Origin of the sequence: Breoghania sp. (assembly GCF_963674635.1) — a bacterium.
Taxonomy (GTDB): domain Bacteria; phylum Pseudomonadota; class Alphaproteobacteria; order Rhizobiales; family Stappiaceae; genus Breoghania.
Genome location: NZ_OY771475.1, coordinates 3,571,319 through 3,590,142, shown reverse-complemented (window position 1 = coordinate 3,590,142; position 18,824 = coordinate 3,571,319). Strand labels below are relative to the sequence as shown.

General features: G+C 62.3%; 13 protein-coding genes. 7 read left to right on the top strand and 6 right to left on the bottom strand.

The genetic code is table 11. The annotated features are described in order from the left end of the window. Positions 1-231 precede the first annotated feature (231 nt). The 5 genes from ABGM93_RS15660 to ABGM93_RS15640 all read left to right on the top strand — a co-directional run bounded on the left by ABGM93_RS15660 (position 232) and on the right by ABGM93_RS15640 (position 5,413). Positions 232-1,434 carry an ABC transporter substrate-binding protein gene (locus ABGM93_RS15660; RefSeq protein WP_319774392.1) on the top strand — a complete coding sequence of 401 codons (1,203 nt, stop codon included), beginning with the start codon at positions 232-234 and terminating at the stop codon, positions 1,432-1,434. Positions 1,435-1,510: 76 nt separating this feature from the next. Next, the gene (locus ABGM93_RS15655; protein WP_321501071.1) at positions 1,511-3,373 is read left to right on the top strand and encodes an ABC transporter permease; all 1,863 of its coding nucleotides are present in this window, start codon (positions 1,511-1,513) and stop codon (positions 3,371-3,373) included. Then, positions 3,370-4,146, top strand: coding sequence for an ABC transporter ATP-binding protein (locus ABGM93_RS15650; protein WP_321501069.1), 777 nt, complete (start codon positions 3,370-3,372; stop codon positions 4,144-4,146). Before ABGM93_RS15655 ends, ABGM93_RS15650 begins: the two co-directional genes overlap by 4 nt. Further along, a complete protein-coding gene (locus ABGM93_RS15645; protein WP_321501068.1) occupies positions 4,139-4,855 on the top strand; it encodes an ABC transporter ATP-binding protein in 717 nt (238 codons plus the stop codon). The genes ABGM93_RS15650 and ABGM93_RS15645 overlap by 8 nt, the downstream gene beginning before the upstream one ends. A gap of 96 nt (positions 4,856-4,951) precedes the next feature. Beyond that, a complete protein-coding gene (locus ABGM93_RS15640; protein WP_321501066.1) occupies positions 4,952-5,413 on the top strand; it encodes a MarR family transcriptional regulator in 462 nt (153 codons plus the stop codon). Positions 5,414-5,492: 79 nt separating this feature from the next. Here ABGM93_RS15640 and ABGM93_RS15635 read toward each other — a convergent pair whose 3' ends face one another. The 6 genes from ABGM93_RS15635 to ABGM93_RS15610 form a co-directional block, all read right to left on the bottom strand. Continuing rightward, positions 5,493-8,957 (bottom strand): pyruvate carboxylase, encoded by a 3,465-nt coding sequence (locus tag ABGM93_RS15635; RefSeq protein WP_321501063.1) that lies wholly within the window; start codon positions 8,955-8,957, stop codon positions 5,493-5,495. Positions 8,958-9,222: 265 nt separating this feature from the next. After that, entirely contained in the window at positions 9,223-10,026 is an 804-nt protein-coding gene (locus ABGM93_RS15630; RefSeq protein ID WP_321501061.1) for a CoA ester lyase, read from the bottom strand. Then, positions 10,023-11,144: a CaiB/BaiF CoA-transferase family protein gene (locus tag ABGM93_RS15625; protein ID WP_321501059.1), complete on the bottom strand. Its 1,122-nt coding sequence runs from the start codon at positions 11,142-11,144 to the stop codon at positions 10,023-10,025. Before ABGM93_RS15625 ends, ABGM93_RS15630 begins: the two co-directional genes overlap by 4 nt. Beyond that, complete coding sequence (locus tag ABGM93_RS15620) at positions 11,144-12,304, bottom strand: acyl-CoA dehydrogenase family protein (protein WP_321501057.1); 1,161 nt, start codon at positions 12,302-12,304, stop codon at positions 11,144-11,146. The genes ABGM93_RS15625 and ABGM93_RS15620 overlap by 1 nt, the downstream gene beginning before the upstream one ends. Positions 12,305-12,645: 341 nt before the next feature. Continuing rightward, positions 12,646-13,836 carry an acetate kinase gene (locus ABGM93_RS15615; RefSeq protein ID WP_321501055.1) on the bottom strand — a complete coding sequence of 397 codons (1,191 nt, stop codon included), beginning with the start codon at positions 13,834-13,836 and terminating at the stop codon, positions 12,646-12,648. Positions 13,837-13,985: 149 nt separating this feature from the next. Next, entirely contained in the window at positions 13,986-14,897 is a 912-nt protein-coding gene (locus tag ABGM93_RS15610; protein WP_321501052.1) for a permease, read from the bottom strand. A 716-nt stretch (positions 14,898-15,613) separates the two neighbouring features. Here ABGM93_RS15610 and ABGM93_RS15605 point away from each other — a divergent pair. Further along, the gene (locus tag ABGM93_RS15605) at positions 15,614-16,204 is read left to right on the top strand and encodes a DJ-1/PfpI family protein (RefSeq protein WP_321505940.1); all 591 of its coding nucleotides are present in this window, start codon (positions 15,614-15,616) and stop codon (positions 16,202-16,204) included. Between the two features lie 59 nt (positions 16,205-16,263). Then, positions 16,264-18,792 (top strand): glycyl radical protein, encoded by a 2,529-nt coding sequence (locus ABGM93_RS15600; RefSeq protein WP_321501050.1) that lies wholly within the window; start codon positions 16,264-16,266, stop codon positions 18,790-18,792. Positions 18,793-18,824 lie beyond the last annotated feature (32 nt).

The following is an 18,824-nucleotide window of genomic DNA, read 5'->3' as shown; positions in this document are numbered from 1 at the left end:
AAAGAGGAGAAGTCCGAAACCGGCCGCCCCCTTGCAAAGGGCGAAAGGACACGGGAAACGTAGTTTCTCGAAGCCTGTCCGGTTTCCCATCCGGCGCACTCAGGCGTACACAGATATGCAGGCGTTGCGAAGCGGACAGAGACAAAACAAGAAGTCGGCAAGAAGCCGACGCTTCCAGCTCAACAGAACGGTCGAAAAGGCCGCGCATGCGACAACCAGAAAGAGGGACCTATGAAAAAGCTGATCACCACGGTGGCCCTGGCGGCCTCAGCCCTTGTTGCAGGAAGCGCGGCCATGGCCGCAGACAGCATCAAGATTGGCGATATCAATCACTACAAGCGCCTTGCCGCCTTTGCCGAGCCCTATCGCAAGGGCATCGAACTGGCGCAAAAGGAAGTCAATGACGCGGGCGGCCTGCTCGGCAGACCGATGGAATTCATCTTCCGCGACGATGACGGGAAACCGGGAGATGCGGTCAAGATCGCCGAGGAACTGATGACCCGCGACGGCGCGGTCCTGTTCTCCGGGGCGATCCTGTCCAATGTCGGGCTGGCCCTGTCCTCCTTCGCGGGCGAAAAGGGCTATATCTATCTCGCCTCCGAGCCGCTGGCCGATGATCTGGTGTGGGAGGCGGGCAACCGCTACACCTTCCGACTGCGCACCTCCACCTATGTGCAGGCCGCCCTTCTGGCCGAGGAGGCCGCCAAGACAGATGCGGTGAAATACGCCACGATCGCCCCGAACTACGCCTATGGCAAAGCGGCCGTGGAAGCCTTCAAGAAGAACCTCAAGGCGCGCAAGCCCGAGGTCGAGTTCGTCACCGAACAGTGGCCCGCGCTCTTCAAGATCGACGCCGGTGCGGAAGTGCAGGCCATCGAGCGCGCAAAGCCCGACGCCATCTACAACGTCACCTTCGGCACGGACCTGCAGAAATTCGTGCGCGAAGGCACCACCCGCGGCCTCTTCGACGGGCGCAAGGTTTACGGGCTGCTCACCGGCGAGCCGGAATATCTCGACCCGCTGGGCGATGAAGCCCCCGAAGGCTGGTTCGTGACCGGTTACCCCTGGTATGCCTTCACCTCCGGCCCGGAAAAGGCGTTTGTCGACGCCTATGAGGCCGCCTATCCGGGCGAAACGCCGAGGCTCGGATCGCTCGTCGGCTACATGACCGGCAAGAGCGTCGCCGCCCTGATCACCAAGGCCGGATCCACCGACACGGAGGCGCTTGTCGCAGCCTTTGCCGATCTGAAGGTCGATGGCCCGATGGGTGAGATCACCTATCGCGCGCTCGATCACCAGTCCACGATGGGCACCTATGTCGGCACCACCGCCCTTGAGGACGGCAAGGGCGTGATGGTGGACTGGTCCTACAAGGATCCGACCCCCTACATGCCGAGCAACGACGATATCAAGTCGATGCGCCCGGCCGAATAGGCGTCCGTTTCTCCGCCCGCCGCGCCACAGGTGTTGCGGCGGGCGCCCTGCCCCTTAAAGACACAGATCGAACGCTATGGGCCTTTTTGTTGCGCAGCTCCTGACCGGGCTTGCAAACGCCGCGGCGCTGTTTCTCGTCGCTTCCGGTCTCTCCCTCATCTTCGGCGTCACGCGTATCGTGAACTTCGCACACGGCTCCTTCTACATGCTGGGCGCCTATATCGGCGTGACCCTCATGGGGCTGTTGCCGGGCCATTTCGGCTTCTGGGGCTCGATCGTGATGGCTGGCCTCGTCGTCGGCCTGATCGGCGTCATCGTGGAAATCTGTGTGCTGCGCCCCATCTACCGCGCGCCGGAACTCTTCCAGCTGGTCGCCACCTTCGGCGTGATCCTGGTCATTCAGGATCTGACCCTCATGATCTGGGGCAGCGAAGACCGCCTCGGTCCGCGCGCTCCGGGGCTGAAAAAGGTCGTGCGCATCCTCGGTGAGCCGATCCCGCAATACGATCTGGCGCTGATCGCCATCACCCCCTTCCTGCTTTTCGGCCTGTGGTGGCTGATCACAAAGACCCGCGTCGGCATTCTGGTGCGCGCGGCGACCCAGGACCGTGAAATGGTCGGCGCGCTGGGCGTCAACCAATCCTGGCTCTTCACCGGCGTCTTCTTCCTGGGGTCCGCGCTCGCCGGCCTTGGAGGCGCGATCCAGTTGCCGAAGGGCGGCGCGGACCTGCTGATGGATTTCAACATCATCGCCTCGGTCTTCGTGGTCGTGGTGATCGGCGGCATGGGCTCCATCCCCGGCGCCTTTATCGCAGCCGTGCTCATATCCGTGCTCAATGTCTTCGGCGTCACCTACGTGCCGCAAAGCACGCTGGTGCTGATGTATGTGGTGATGGCGATCGTGCTGACCGTCCGCCCCTGGGGCCTGCTGGGCCGGGAGGAAAAGGTCGGCGAACATGGTCAGGTCGGCGAACCGCAGCGCCCGATCCGGCCCGCGGGCACAACGGGGCGCCTCCTGGTGGCTGGCGTCATCGCCGTCCTTGCCGCACTTCCGTGGATGGGATCCACCTTCCTGCAGGTGCTGGCGACCGACATCCTGATCTTCTGTCTGTTCGCGGCCTCGCTTCAATTCATCCTGTCCACCGGCGGGCTCGTCAGCTTCGGCCATGCGGTCTTCTTTGGCGGCGGGGCCTATGTTTCCGCGCTTCTGGTCACCTATTTCGACACCCCCATGGAACTGGCCTTCATGCTTGCCCCCTTCGGAGCGGGGCTTCTCGCCATCGGCATCGGCTGGTTCGTGATCCGCCTGTCGGGCGTCTATTTCGCCATGCTCACCATGGCCTTCAGCCAGCTTGTCTGGTCGCTCGTGTTCCAGTGGGGCGAGGTGACCGGCGGTGATGACGGGTTGGTGAATATCTGGCCGTCGCAATGGCTGTCTGGCACCTCCGCCTATTACTATTTTACCCTTGCGGTCTCCGTCGGCGGCATCCTGATGCTGCGCCACATCACGCATTCGCCCTTCGGCTACGCGCTGCGCGCAACCCGCGACAGCACCCGCCAGGCGGAAGCAACCGGCATGGACGTGAAGAAGATCCAATGGATGGCCTTCGTTGTGGCGGGTGTCTTTGCCGGCCTTGCGGGCGGGCTCTTCGTCTTCTCCAAGGGCTCGATCTTTCCTGACGAACTCGACATCGCGACGAGCTTCGATGCCCTGATCGTCGTCTTTCTCGGCGGCGTGAAGACACTGTCGGGCGCCGTCGTCGGCGCTGCCTTCATGGAGAGCGTCAAGGACTGGCTCACCCGCATGGAATACTGGCGTCTGATCCTCGGCCTCCTGATCATCGCGGTGGTGATCATCGCGCCGGACGGCATCGTCGGATCACTGCGCAAGCTGGGCGAGCGCACCGGCCTTGTGAAGGAAGAGGAGAGCGCGCGATGACCCCCGTTCTCAAGGTCCGCAACCTGACCCGCTATTTCGGTGGCCTGCGCGCGGTCCATGATGTCAGCTTCGACGTCGCCCCCGGTGAACTGAAGGCCCTGATCGGCCCGAACGGGGCGGGCAAGTCCACCTGCTTCAACATGCTGATGGGCCAGATCGCGCCATCCCGCGGCTCCGTCTCGCTGAACGGCGAAGACATCACCGGCCTGCCGCCGCGCACCATCTGGCGGCGCGGCGTCGGGCGCACTTTCCAGATCACCGGCACCTATCAGAGTATGACGGTGGCCGAAAACGTCCAGATGGCGCTGATTTCTCATCACCGCCGCCTGTTTTCCATGCTGCCCTATGCCTACAGACTTTACCGCGAGGAGGCGTTGGCGTTGCTGGATGTGGTGGGCATGGCGGACCAGTCGGAACGCGCCTGCGCGATCCTCGCCTATGGCGATCTGAAGCGGCTGGAGCTTGCCATCGCGCTGGCCAATGATCCCACCCTCCTGCTGATGGACGAGCCGACAGCCGGAATGGCTCCTCGCGAGCGTATCGCGCTGATGCAGCTGACCGCAGATATCGTACACGAACGGCGCATCTCGGTGCTCTTCACCGAGCATGACATGGACGTCGTTTTCGCCCATGCGCATCACATCATGGTCCTGAACCGGGGCGAACTGATCGCCGATGGCACCGCCGCCGAAGTGCGCTCCAACGCCAGGGTGCAGGAAGTCTATCTGGGCGGCGGCACACTCTTTGCGGCGGAGGGCCAGCAGCATGTCTGAAGAACCCATGCTCGAAATCGGCGGGCTCAACAGTTTCTATGGCAAGGCCCATATCCTCAACGACCTCGCCTTCTCCGTGAAACGCGGCGAGGTGGTCGCCCTTCTTGGCCGCAACGGCGCGGGCAAGACCACGACCATGAAATCGATCATGCAGCTCGTGCGCCCGCGCTCCGGCCATGTCCGCTTCTGCGGCAGGGAGATCACCGGCCTGCCGTCGCACAAGGTCGCCCGCCTCGGCCTCGGCTACGTGCCGGAAGAACGGCGCATCTTCACCAACCTGACGATCCTGGAAAACCTGGAAGTGGGCCGGCAGGCTCGGCGCGCGGGAACGCCCTTCTGGAGCGAGGACGATCTCTTCAAGCTCTTTCCGAACCTGTGGGAGCGCCGCAACGCGCCGGGCAAGGCCATGTCGGGCGGCGAACAGCAGATGCTGACCATCGCCCGCACCCTGATGGGAAATCCGCGCCTGTTGCTCCTCGATGAGCCCTCCGAAGGCATCGCCCCCATCATCGTGGAGCAGATGGCCAGCACGATCCTGAAGTTCAAGCAGGAGGGCCTGACGGTCATCATCTCCGAACAGAACCTGCATTTTGCAAAGATCGTGGCCGACCGAGCCGTGATCATCGAGGGGGGAGAAAAGAAGTTCGACGGGTCTTTCGGCGATCTGGAGGATCGACCCGAGATCCGCGATGCCTATCTTTCTGTCTAGGGGGCGGCCCATCTCACCGCGCGACGCCTGACACAATGGACGAGATAGGTATGACGCGCGACAATGCCCCGGCCCACGCATGGCATCGGAGAGATCGTGCCCAATAACACAGACAACAAGACAACCGAGAAACCGGCAACGCGCGAGCACGGATATGTGCTCGACGAGCAGATCGGATACCTGCTGCGCAAGGCCTACCAGCGCAATGCCATGATATTCTCGGAAAAAATGCAGTCCGGCCTGACACCGACACAGTTCGCCGTCATGGCGCGGCTCGATGAACTGGGCTCGGTTTCACAAAACCAGCTCGGTCGCCATGCCGGTCTCGATGTCGCCACGACCAAGGGCGTGGTGGACCGCCTGCGCGCACGAGGCCTGGTCGAGACGGCCCGCGACCCCAATGACAGGCGCCGACAGATCGTCTCTCTGAGCAAGGAAGGGGCGGAGCATTTCCGCCACAACGCGAAGCTGGGCCTGGAGATATCGACAGATACGCTGGCCCCCCTCACCGCGACCGAGCGCAGCACACTCTTGCGGATCCTCAAGAAGCTGCAATAGCCCCAAGACGCGACCGGCCCCGAAAGCGCTTTCTGCTTTCGGGGCCGATTGAGCTTGCAGCCTTTGCGCGAAAGCCTGTTCAGGCCTCCACGGTAACCGGCTCGAATTCGACCAGCAGGTCCTTGGCGTCGATCTGTTCGCCCGGCGTGACATGGATGGCTCTGACAACCGCATCGCGCTGTGCGTGAATGCCGGTTTCCATCTTCATCGCCTCGATGGTGAGCAGCAGATCCCCCTCCTTCACCTTGCTTCCGACCTTGATGCCGATGGAGGCCACCGCACCCGGCATCGGCGCGCCAACCTGATTTGGATTGCCATCCTGCGCCTTGGCCTTCTGGACGACGGCGCTTGCCCCCTTGCGCCGGTCGGCGACGCGAATGAGGCGCGGCTGGCCGTTGAGCTCGAAGAACACCTTGGCATTGCCGTGATCGTCGGAATCGGTGATCGCAAGGCAGCGGATTTCCAGGGTCTTGCCCGGGTCGAGCTCAACGCTGATCTCCTCGCCCTCTTCCATGCCATAGAAGAATGTGGGCGTCGGCAAGACACGCACCGGACCGATTTCCTCGAACTTCCTGCGATAGTCCGCAAACACCTTCGGATACATCAGATAGGCGTTGAGTTCCTCGTTGTTGATGGCAACACCGCCCGCAGCCTCGGACGCCTCGCGGCGCTTGACCTCGAAATCCACCGGGGGAAGCTTGAGGCCGGGACGCACGTCGAGCGGCGTCTCGCCCTTGAGGATTTTCTTCTGCAGGGCTTCCGGGAAGCCGCCGGCCGGCCGGCCGAGATTGCCGCGCATCATGTCCACGACACTGTCGGGGAAGGAAATGTCCCGATTGGGATCCTCCACTTCGGCACGCGTCAGCCCCTGGCTGACCATCATCAGGGCCATGTCGCCGACCACCTTGGAAGATGGCGTGACCTTCACGATATCGCCGAACATCTGGTTGACCTCGGCATAGGTCTTGGCGACATCGTGCCAGCGCTCTTCAAGCCCCATGGAGCGGGCCTGCGCCTTCAGGTTGGTGAACTGGCCGCCCGGCATCTCGTGCAGATAGACCTCGGAAGCCGGGGCCTGCATGCCGCTTTCGAAAGCCACGTAATAGGCGCGCACAGCCTCCCAGTAATTGGAGATCTCGCGGATGGCATCCACGTCGAGCCCGGTCTCGCGTTCACCGCGCTCAAGGGCTTCCACGATCGTGCCAAGCGTTGCCTGTGAGGTATTGCCGGAGAGCGAATCCATGGCGCAATCGACGGCATCGACACCGGCATGGGCCGCCGCCAGGATCGTCGCGCAAGCGATACCGGCGGTGTCATGCGTGTGGAGATGGATCGGCAGGCCGACCTCTTCCTTCAGCGCCCGGATCAAGGAGACCGCGGCGGCGGGCTTCAACAGGCCAGCCATGTCCTTCAGACCGAGGATATGCACGCCCGCATCGCGCAGCTCACGCGCCATGTCGACATAGTATTTCAGGTCGTATTTGGAGCGCGCCGGATTGTCGATGTCCCCGGTGTAACAGATCGCGCCTTCGCAGATGCGGCCCGATTCCAGCACCGCATCGATGGAGACGCGCATGTTCTCCACCCAGTTGAGACTGTCGAAGACACGGAAGAGATCGACGCCCGACTTGGCGGCCTGCAGAACGAAGCCCTGCACCACGTTGTCGGGATAATTGGTGTAGCCGACGCCGTTGGAGCCGCGCAGCAGCATCTGGATCAGCAGGTTCGGCATCCGCGCGCGCAGATCGCGCAGGCGCTGCCAGGGATTTTCCTGCAAGAATCGATAGGCGACATCGAAGGTCGCGCCACCCCAGCATTCCACCGAGAAGAGTTCCGGCAGGTTCGCCGCATAGGCAGGCGCCACCTGCTTCATGTCGAAGGAGCGCATGCGGGTGGCGAGCAATGACTGGTGACCGTCACGCATGGCGGTATCGGTGATGAGCAGGCGCTTCTGCTCCAGCATCCAGTCCGCCAGCCCCTTGGCCCCACGTTCCGCGAAAATCTGGCGTGTGCCGGGAACCGGCGTTTCCACCCGGCACTCAGGGGCGACCGCGACCCGCGCATCGGGAAGCGGCTTGTAGCGGCCTTCGGTTTCCGGGTGCCCGTTGACCGAGATATCCGCGATGTAGTGCAGGATCTTGGTCGCCCGGTCACGGCGCGGCTTGAAATCGAACAACGAGGGCGTCTCGTCGATGAAGCGCGTCGTATAGGCGTCGTTCAGGAAGGTTGGGTGGCGCAGCAGGTTGATCACGAAGTCGATATTCGTGGAAACCCCGCGGATTCGGAACTCGCGAAGCGCGCGGTCCATGCGCGCGATCGCCGCCTCCGGCGTCGGCGCCCAGGCCGTCACCTTTTCAAGCAGGCTGTCATAGTAGCGGGTGATCACCGCGCCCGAATAGGCCGTACCGCCATCAAGGCGCACCCCGAGCCCGGTCGCCCCGCGATAGGCGGAGATGCGGCCATAGTCGGGAATGAAATTGTTGGTCGGGTCTTCCGTGGTGATCCGGCACTGGATGGCATGCCCGTTATGCGTCACCGCCTTCTGGCTCGCCTTGCCGGTTGCCTCCGCCAGGCATTTTCCTTCCGCAAGCAGGATCTGGGCACGCACGATATCGATGCCGGTGATCTCTTCCGTGACCGTGTGTTCCACCTGAATGCGCGGGTTCACCTCGATGAAGTAGAAATTGCCGCTTTCCATATCCATCAGGAACTCGGCCGTGCCCGCACATTCATATCCCACATGGGCCGCGATGCGGCGGCCCAGTTCGCACACTTCCGCGCGCTGGGCATCGCTCAGGTAGGGCGCGGGCGCGCGCTCCACGACCTTCTGGTTGCGCCGCTGCACCGAGCAGTCGCGCTCCCACAGGTGATAGATGTTGCCCTGCTTGTCGCCCAGAAGCTGCACTTCCACGTGGCGGGCGCGGATGATCATCTTTTCCAGATAGCCCTCGCCGTTGCCGAATGCGGCCTCGGCCTCGCGCCGTCCTTCGCGCACCTTGTCCTCTAGCTCCTCCGGGCCGTAGATCGGGCGCATGCCGCGACCGCCACCGCCCCAGGAGGCCTTGAGCATCAAGGGATAGCCGATCTCGGCGGCAACCTTGCGCGCGGCGTCCATATCATCGTCGAGGACTTCAGACGCCGGAATGACGGGCACATCGGCCGCGATCGCGATCTTGCGCGCGCTCGCCTTGTCGCCAAGCTTGCGCATGGTTTCCGCCGACGGGCCGATAAAGGCGATCCCGGCTTCGCGGCAGGCATCGACCAACGCGGGGTTTTCCGAAAGCAGCCCATAGCCGGGATGGATCGCGTCGGCACCCGAAAGGCGCGCGACCCGGATGATCTCGGGAATGGAGAGATAGGCCGCGACCGGCCCCAGCCCCTCGCCGATGCGATAGGCCTCGTCTGCCTTGAACCTGTGCAGCGAGAGTTTGTCCTCTTGCGCATAGACCGCGACCGTTTTCTTGCCCAGTTCATTGGCAGCGCGCATGACGCGGATGGCGATCTCGCCACGATTGGCGATCAGGATCTTGCTGAATTCGGACATGGAGCCTTCACTATCATTTGGACCGGCCTGACACCGGACGCACGGACGAAATCGATCCGGGAGAGCATGACGCGGATCCGCGGTTCATTCCCCCCAAGTGGCGCGTCTCGCAATGCGAAATGGCCACAAGTTAAGGAATCCGCTCCCGAAATTCGGAACCGGCAAAGGAGGTCTTTTAAGACATTCTGCCAGTGCCGTCACCGTGCATATGAACAGGAACACACGTCGGGAGTGCAGTCGTTGCGGATCAGCGACAACCGGATGCTCAACCGATGGATGCAAGAATCGTGCGGGCGCGTCGGCGAACCGGCTCATCCACCATGGCGCCCTCCACCGAGACCGCGCCGTCGCCAGCGGCAAGAACCCGCCGCGCCCATGCGATTTCGGCTTCGGAAGGTGCAAAAGCCCTCCGGACCGGGGCGATCTGTCTGGGGTGGATGCACAACTTGCCCGACATGCCGAGGCTGCGCGCATGCGCCGCATCTCCCGCCGTGACGGAGGGATCGTCGAGCACCGTCGTCACACCGTCGATGGGTGGAGAAAGACCCGCCAGCCGCGAGGCGAGCACGAGTTCGACACGTGCCGGCAGCAGGATTTCGCGCAAGTGATCGCAGGCGAGATCCGCGCAATAGTCAACGGAGCCGAAGGCCAGACGCCGAACGCCCGCTGTCGCAGCAATGGCGCGCGCGTTGGCAAGCCCCAGGGCGGTCTCGATCAGCGCAATGAGGGGAACCTCCCCCTGAAGAGCCGCGACAACCGCGGCAACGCCTTGCGCCGTTTCCGCCTTGGGCAGGATCACCCCGGCAGGCTTGAGCGCACGCACGGCGGCGACATCGCGCGGATGCCAGGGTGTGCCGCTTGCATTGATGCGAACGATGACGGGCAGATCGGTGAAATCGGTCGCGAGCTCTTCGCGCGCGCTTTCCTTGTCGGCCTCGCCCACCGCATCCTCCAGATCGAGGATCACCGCATCGGGCTCTGCCATCGCGGCCTTCGCGAAGCGGTCGGGCCGGTTGGCGGGCACGAACAGCAGCGACCGCAAGATGGTCAGATCGATCCCCGCCGTCATGCGTCTCGCCCGTTGCCGCTCGTCTTCCTTTCCCGCTGCAATGCGGGCACCGGACCATAAGAACGGTCTTCCCCGGCAAAGATCGGCGCAGGTGCGGGAAAGGAGACCGGTCCATTGGGGCTTTCGACCGTGATCCGGCGCAGATGCGGATGGCTCGAAAGACCGGCCATGTCATTGACCAGCGCCAGCGCCACATCGGCCTTCAAGAGCGCCGCGATGGCGTCGTCGCAATCACGCCTTGCAAAGGCAGCGGCCACAATGGCATCCGTCTGGTTGCGGTTTTCAACCCGCGCCACATTGGTGGCAAACCGCGAATCCGTGCCCAGCGCCTCATCTTCCAGAAAGATCTTCGCCAGATTGCGCCATTCCCGGTCGCTCTGAATGGAAATGAGGATCGGGCGACCGTCTCGGCTCTCAAAAACGCCATAAGGCGAAATGGAGGGATGGGCGAGACCGATGCGCTTTGGCGTCTTGCCGCCCTCGTGATTGAGCAGCGGCACGGTCAGCCATTCCGCGATCACGTCGAACATGGACACGGAGATATTGGCGCCCTTGCCCGTGATGGAGCGCCCGATCAGCGCCTCCAGAATGGCCGCATGCGCGGTCGCCCCGGTTGCGATATCGACAATGGAAAGCCCGACGCGCGAGGGCCCTTCCGCCGTACCCGTAATCGAGCAGAGACCGGATTCCGCCTGGATCAGAAGATCATAGGCCTTGCGATCGGCCAGCGGTCCCTGATCGCCGTAACCGGAAATGGAACACACGATGAGGCCTGGATTGGCCTTCACCAGCTCCGCCGGATCGAAGCCGAGCCGGGCCAGCGCGCCGCGCTTCAGGTTCTGGACCACCACATCCGCCCTATCGATAAGCTTCTTCAGCTCCGCCTTGCCGTCCGGCGAGGCGAGGTTCAGCGTCACCGATTGCTTGCCCCGATTAAGCCAGACGAAATAGCTCGACTGGCCCGCCGCGACATCATCGTAACCGCGCGCGAAATCGCCTTCCGGGCGCTCGATCTTGAACACCTGCGCCCCCGCATCGGCCAGACGCGCGGTGCAGAACGGCGCCGCCACCGCCTGTTCGATGGCGACGACCGTCAATCCCTCCAGCGGCATCCCCATCAGAACGACCTCGGCAGGCCGAGAACATGTTCCGCAATGTGGGAGAGGATCAGGTTGGTGGAGATCGGCGCGACCTGATAGAGCCGGGTCTCGCGGAACTTGCGCTCCACATCGTATTCGCAGGCAAAGCCAAAGCCGCCATGGAACTGGATGCAGGCATTGGCTGCCTCCCAGGAGGCCTTGGCGGCCAGATATTTGGCCATGTTGGCCTGCGCACCGCAGGGCTTGCCTTCGTCATAGAGGCGGCAGGCCTCATAGCGCATCAGGCTCGCGGCCTCGATCTCGATATAGGCTTCCGCGATCGGGAACTGAACGCCCTGGTTCTGCCCGATGGGCCGCCCGAACACGTTGCGTTCCTTCACATAGGCCGTGACGCGGTCGGTGAACCAGTGGCCGTCGCCGATACACTCGGCGGCGATCAGCGCGCGCTCGGCATTGAGGCCTGTCAGGATGTACTTGAAGCCCATCCCCTCCTCGCCGATCAGGTTCTCCGCCGGAATTTCCAGATTGTCGAAAAACAGCTCGTTGGTCTCGTGATTGACCATGTTGCGGATCGGCGCGACCGTCATGCCGCTCTTCATGGCTTCCTTGATGTCGACGAGAAAGATCGAAAGCCCTTCGGATTTCCTCTTCACGTCCGCCAGAGGCGTGGTGCGCGCCAGAAGGATCATCAGGTCGGAATGCTGGACGCGGCTGATCCAGACCTTCTGGCCGTTGATCACATACCGGTCGCCCTTGCACACCGCGGTCGTCTTGATCTTGGTGGTATCGGTGCCGGTGGTCGGCTCCGTCACGCCCATGGACTGAAGGCGCAATTCGCCCGCCGCAATCTTGGGAAGATAGCACTCACGCTGTTCCTTCGAGCCGTGCCGGACCAGCGTGTTCATGTTGTACATCTGCCCGTGACAGGCGCCCGAATTGCCGCCAGCCCGGTTGATTTCCTCCATGATCACGGAGGCCTCGGTGAGGCCCAGCCCAGACCCGCCATATTCCTCCGGGATCAGCGCCGCCATCCAGCCCGCCTTGGTCAGGGCATCGACAAACTCTTCCGGATAGGCGCGCTCATCATCGATCTTGCGGTGATACTCGTCGGGGAACTCGGCGCAAAGCGCCCGCACGGCGTCGCGGATATCCTGATAGTCGTTTGAAGCTTGCAGCACTGGTCTCTCCCATGGGCACGAACACCGGACAGGTGGCGGCGAGGCATAGTCTCTAGGCGACCAATCGCGCGCGGCCCAAATACGGAAATGCGATCCAGCCCATAGAGAATTCATATGGCAGGGTCCCATCCCGGCCATTTCCCCACCACAGGAACGTCGATTGCGGGCCGGGTGTCCGAGGCTGGCAAGTGCCGGATGCCGCCTGGATTACACGGTCGAGATCATCCTCATCGCCACCCGGCAGGGCCCAAAACGAGGCTCGGGGCGGTCAGAGACCGCCCCGAGTTCATCAGGCCCAATGGAAAGCCCGATGACAGATCCGATGGCAAGCGCGATGCGCCTCAATGCAGCAGGTCAACCGTATCGATTGCGATCATCCGCTCTTCATCTGTCGGCACGACGAGCGTGGCGACGCGCGCCTCTGCCGAACTGATATTGGGATGACCATCGCGCACCATCCCGTTGATGCCCTCATCGATCTGCACCCCCAGAACGCCAAGTCCCGCGCAGACTTTCGAGCGCACGGTCGCGCAGTTCTCGCCGATACCGGCGGTAAAGACGAGCGCGTCGAGCCCGTTCATCGCGGCCGCATAGGCCCCGATCGTCTTGCGGATGTGATAGACGAAGATTTCCAGGGCAAGCGCGCAACGCGTGTCCCCTTCAGCCGCGCGCTTCTCCACCTCCCGCATGTCGTTGCTGACGCCGGAAACGCCCAGAAGCCCGCTTTTCTTGTAGCAGATCGCCTCCACCTCCTCGATCGTCATGCCCATCTCCTTCACGAGATGAAAGATGATCGCCGGATCGAATTCGCCTGCGCGGGTGCCCATGGGAACACCGCAGAACGTTCCGAACCCCAGGCTGGTATCAACGGACCTGCCCCCCTTCACCGCATCGATGGTGACGCCATTGCCCAGATGGCAGACAACCATGGACAGGTCCTCGATCGGACGGGACAGCATGTCGGCCGCCGCCTGCGCGACATAGCGGCAGGAGGTGCCGTGGAACCCATAGCGCCGCACACCGTGCTTTTCGTAAAGCTCGTAGGGCAGCGCGTAGACATGCGCTTCGGGCGGCATGGTCTGGTGAAAGGCCGTATCGAACACCACCACATTGGGAATACCGGGAAACTTCTTCTGGCATTCCTCAATACCGGCGATATTGGCGGGGTTGTGCAGGGGCGCGAAACGGATGCAGGATCTGAGCTGCGCCATTACCTCGTCGCTGACCAGCGTCGAGGCCACGAAGACATCGCCTCCATGCACGGCGCGATGCCCGATCGCGGTGATTTCGGATGGATCCCCGATCACCGCGAATTCCGAATGCATCAGGTTGTCGGCCATGATGTCGAAGGCGGCGTCCTGATCGGGAATTGGCTGGTGGATCTCCGCCTGACGACCCTGCGCCTTATGTTCGCAATAGGCCCCCGCCTCCCCGATCCGCGCGATCAGGCCACTGGCAATGACTGCCGCAAGATCCTCGCTGAAAAGACGGTATTTCAGGCTCGAACTGCCGCAATTGATGGTCAATATCATGATGTCAGCTCATGTTTCGAAAGGAGCCTGTCTGCATGCGCCATCGCGTCAAGCAGACAGGACTGAGACGGTTTGCGAGGGTGCGGAAAAGCGGATTGGGAGGCTCCGCATCCCCCGCCCGGCGCCGGGGCCTAAGCCCCGGCAGCTGATCAGACCGGGAACTGGATGTAGGCCCAGAAACCGATCGACGTCAGGAAGTTGAAGACCAGTGTCATCGTGGCGATGGTGCAGGCTGGCGGGTCGATATGCGTGTCGCTGCCATCAAGGAAGAGGCGCGCGTAAAACTCTCCGACAAAGGCGCAGAGCAGCCCCGCCAGACCGGCCCAGATCATGCTGCCGGAGCCGACGCCGACAATGGCGGCCGGAAGCGCGATGTGGTGGGTCACGGGGGTCAGCACGCCAAGCGTCAGAAGAATGAGGCTTGCGGCGCAGATACCAAATGCCAGCAACGCGCCGGGCATCCCGTAGGTGATGCCGAGCCAGCCGCCGAACAGTCCGACGCCCAGGCCGATGACCGCAAGCTGACCAAAGGAACTCTGGAAAACCAGCCACTTGGTCGCGTCGGTGGGGTGAAGGAAGCGTTCCTTGATCGGCCCCGTACCGCACAGGCCGCAAGTGCCCCATGCCAGGCGGGCGATGAAGGCGGAGATCACGACACCAAGGCCCGGATAGTCCGTCCAGGCAAGGCCCGGACCAAAATCGGGCACCATCGCGATGAGCCAGACAGCCACATAGCCGATAATGCCGAAAGCACCGCCAACCAGCAGCACGTCCGGGCTGTTGAGCCCCATGCCGGCGGTCACGATGTTGCGCCCGGTATCGAGCTTGCCCTTGCAGGCGGCATAGGCGGCAGCCGCCACGCCGGAGGCGAAACCACCCACGTGCGGCCCGAAAACGCCGAAGGGAATTCCGAAGAAGTCGGTCGCCGCCGGCGCGATGGCAAGTTGGATCGTCACGCCCAACATGGTCAGAATGCCGACGAAGGCGAAGGCGGGCAAAGCCCCGATCGCCGCGCCGAAAATGCCGCCGCCAAAAGCGACGAGTAAGCCGATCATACTCATGTCATCCCCCGTGCAATGATATCGACAGGTCACGGACGACTTGGGCGGCCAGTCGCTCAGTCGAGTTTTGGTCTTCGATTTCCGGACGCATGTCGATTGCTCGGTCTGTTCTTGGGTTCCCGCCCGCTCTCCGCATGTAAGAAGGCACAGATTCACGCATCCCGCGGAAACGAGTTCCCGCAGCTTGAAGTCTTGCACCGATCTCTACTCAGATATCGAAAGCAACTCCGGAAAGAGTGCGCCGATCGCAAAAATCGTAGGTTCAAGTCATTTGATGGGTCAACGCCATGGATTTGTCTGGCGATGGTAATTTCTTGCGAGGCAAGACCTGACGACGGTGACGGGGCCTGTCTGTTGCTTGCGCCAGGAGCGCAGCCCCCGGCTTACCTCTGATTTTCCTGAAATGTTTCAATCGCTTGGCTTGGCAGATCGTCTTTCTCGGCCTGCGACAACAATGCAGGTCTTTCCGCAGCTTCCAACCACCGAGCGCAAGAATTCACCACGCGGGACAAAAAATTACCCGCCACCAGTCTTTTCTTGTCTGCGACCGGAATGACCACCAGAAGCTAATTTCCCTTCATTTCTGCGACTTTACTCGGATCAGGCGGCTCAAACAAAGAATTACCCGCCAATGTCAATGCGCTCTCGTTGACCCTTTTCGACCCTGGGACATACGATTTGCCAGAACGAGCGGAAAGACTTTGCAGCTACTTGCCATGATCCGAAACAACCCCAAAAACATACTCATGTTCACCGGAGACTTCTCCGAGGACTACGAAGTAATGGTGCCGTTTCAGGCGCTGAAAATGGCGGGGTTCCACGTCGAGGCCGTGTGTCCGGGGAAACGAGCCGGAGACCACATCAAGACGGCCATTCATGACTTCGAGGGTGATCAGACTTACACCGAAAAGCCCGGACATCTGTTCCGACTGAATGCCACCTTCGCCTTTATCGAGCCCGATCACTATGCGGGCCTGTATATCGCCGGCGGTCGGGCCTGCGAATATCTTCGCCTGGACAATGACCTCCTGGCGATCACGAAAGCCTTCATGGCTTCGAACCGGCCCGTCGCCTCGATCTGCCATGGTGCGCAGATCCTGACGGCAGCCGGTGTGCTCAGCGGGCGCCGGCTCACGGCCTATCCGGCCTGCGCCCCCGAAATTCGCGCCGTTGGCGGCACTTACGTCGCGGTCGAACCCGAAGAAACGGTCATCGACGGAAATCTCGCAACATCTCCCGCATGGCCCGGCCATCCGGAGCTGTTGCGCGCGTTCGTGAAGCTCGTCGACCCGCAAACCCTGACCTGAAGTAACCGGCTCCGACGGGCCGCGTGGGTCCGCCGGATCATCTCAGCCTGGAGAAGACGATGATTGAGAAGGGCTTTACAAAACCAACGGACCGCGTGATCCGGTTGAAGAACCAGATCCTGAACGCGCGGCCGTATGTGGAATCCGAACGTGCCGTCCTTGCGACGGAAGCCTACAAGGCAAGCGAGGGACTTCCGCCGATCGTCCGCCGCGCCAAGGTGGCGGAGAAGATCTTCAACGAGCTTCCGGTCACGATCCGCGACGACGAACTGATCGTCGGCTCCATCACGAAGAACCCGCGCTCCACGGAAATCTGCCCGGAATTCTCCTTCGACTGGGTGGAAAAGGAATTCGACACCATGGCCACCCGCATGGCCGACCCCTTCGAGATCCCGAAGGAAACGGCCGCGGAGCTTCACGAGTGCTTCAAGTACTGGCCCGGCAAGACGACCAGTGATCTGGCCGCCTCCTACATGTCCCAGAAGACCCATGACTGCATCAACAATGGCGTCTTCACCGTCGGCAACTACTATTTCGGTGGCGTCGGCCACGTCTGCGTCGACTATGGCAAGATCCTGAAGATCGGCTTCCGCGGCATCATCGCCGAAGCCGTGAAGCAGCTTGAGATGCTGGACCGGATGGACCCGTCCTACATCAAGAAGCAGCAGTTCTATAACGCGATCATCATCACCTACAACGCGGCGATCAACTTCGCTCATCGCTACGCCGCCAAGGCGGAAGAGCTTGCACAGGCCGAAAGCAATCCGACCCGCAAGCAGGAACTGATGCAGATCGCACAGAACTGCCGTCGCGTGCCGGAAAATCCCGCATCGACCTTCTGGGAAGCCTGCCAGACGATGTGGTTCATCCAGTGCATGATGCAGATCGAATCCAGCGGCCACTCCATCTCGCCGGGCCGTTTCGACCAGTACATGTATCCCTATCTGGAAGCCGACAAATCCGTCAGCCGCGAATTCGCGCAGGAACTCGTCGACTGCATCTGGATCAAGCTGAACGACGTCAACAAGACACGCGACGAAATCTCCGCGCAGGCCTTTGCCGGTTACGCGGTGTTCCAGAACCTGTGCGTCGGCGGTCAGACCGAAGACGGTCTCGATGCGACGAACGACATCTCCTACATGTGCATGGAAGCGGTGGCGCATGTTCGCCTGCCCGCTCCCTCGTTCTCCATCCGCGTCTGGCAGGGCACTCCGGACGAGTTCCTCTTCCGTGCAGCCGAAGTTGTCCGTCTCGGCCTTGGCGTCCCCGCCGTCTACAACGACGAAGTGATCATCCCCGCGCTTCAGAACCGGGGCGTGCTGCTCGCCGATGCCCGCGACTACGGCATCGTGGGCTGCGTGGAACCGCAACCGATCCACAAGACCGAAGGTTGGCACGACGCGGCCTTCTTCAATGTGGCCAAGGTTCTCGAAATCACGATGAATGGCGGCAAGGTCGGCGATCTTCAGCTCGGCCCGGTCACCAGCGCAATGGCCGCCTGGAAGTCGCTCGATGACTTCTATGACGCCTTCTCCACACAGATGACCTTCTTCGTGAAGCACCTGGTGGAAGCCGACAACTGCGTCGACATCGCCCACGCGGAACGCGCTCCGCTCCCCTTCCAGTCGGCCATGGTCGATGACTGCCTGGGCCGCGGCATGTCCGTTCAGGAAGGCGGCGCGATCTACAACTTCACCGGTCCGCAGGCCTTCGGCGTCGCCGATACCGGCGACAGCGTCTACGCGATGAAGAAGTTCGTCTTCGACGACAAGACCATCACCATGGCCGACCTGAAAGAGGCGCTGGACGCCAATTTCGGTCTCGCCGCGGGCGCATCCAACACCTCCGCAGAGCCGACCGAAGAGCAGGTTTACGCGGCGGTTCGCAAGGTCCTGACGAACTCCTCCTCGACCGACATGTCGACCCTGAAGGACGAAGTCTACCGCACCCTCTCCGCCGGCAACGGTGGCGGCGCTGCGAACGGCAAATACGAGAACATCCGCCGGATGCTCGACAGCGCCCCCTGCTTCGGCAACGACATCGACGAAGTCGATCTCATCGCCCGCAAGTGCGCCCAGATCTACTGCAAGGAAGTCGAGAAATATACGAACCCGCGCGGGGGTCAGTTCCAGGCCGGCATCTACCCGGTGTCCGCGAACGTGCTCTTCGGCAAGGACGTTGGCGCCCTTCCCGATGGCCGTCCCGCAAAGGCGCCTCTGGCCGATGGCGTGTCCCCGCGCCAGGGCAAGGACGTCAAGGGTCCGACCGCGGCCGCCAACTCGGTTGCCAAGCTCGACCACTTCATCGCGTCGAACGGAACGCTCTACAACCAGAAATTCCTGCCCAACGCCCTTGCTGGCGACAACGGCCTCAGGAATTTCGCGTCGCTGGTGCGCTCCTACTTCGATCACAAGGGCATGCATGTCCAGTTCAACGTGATTGACCGGCAGACCCTGCTGGACGCGCAGAAGGACCCGGAAGCCCACAAGGATCTCGTGGTCCGTGTGGCCGGCTACTCCGCCCAGTTCGTCGTGCTCGCCAAGGAAGTGCAGGACGACATCATCAGCCGTACGGAACAGACGTTCTGAGGCTCACCGACTTCGGTGTGCGCGGGCCAGGC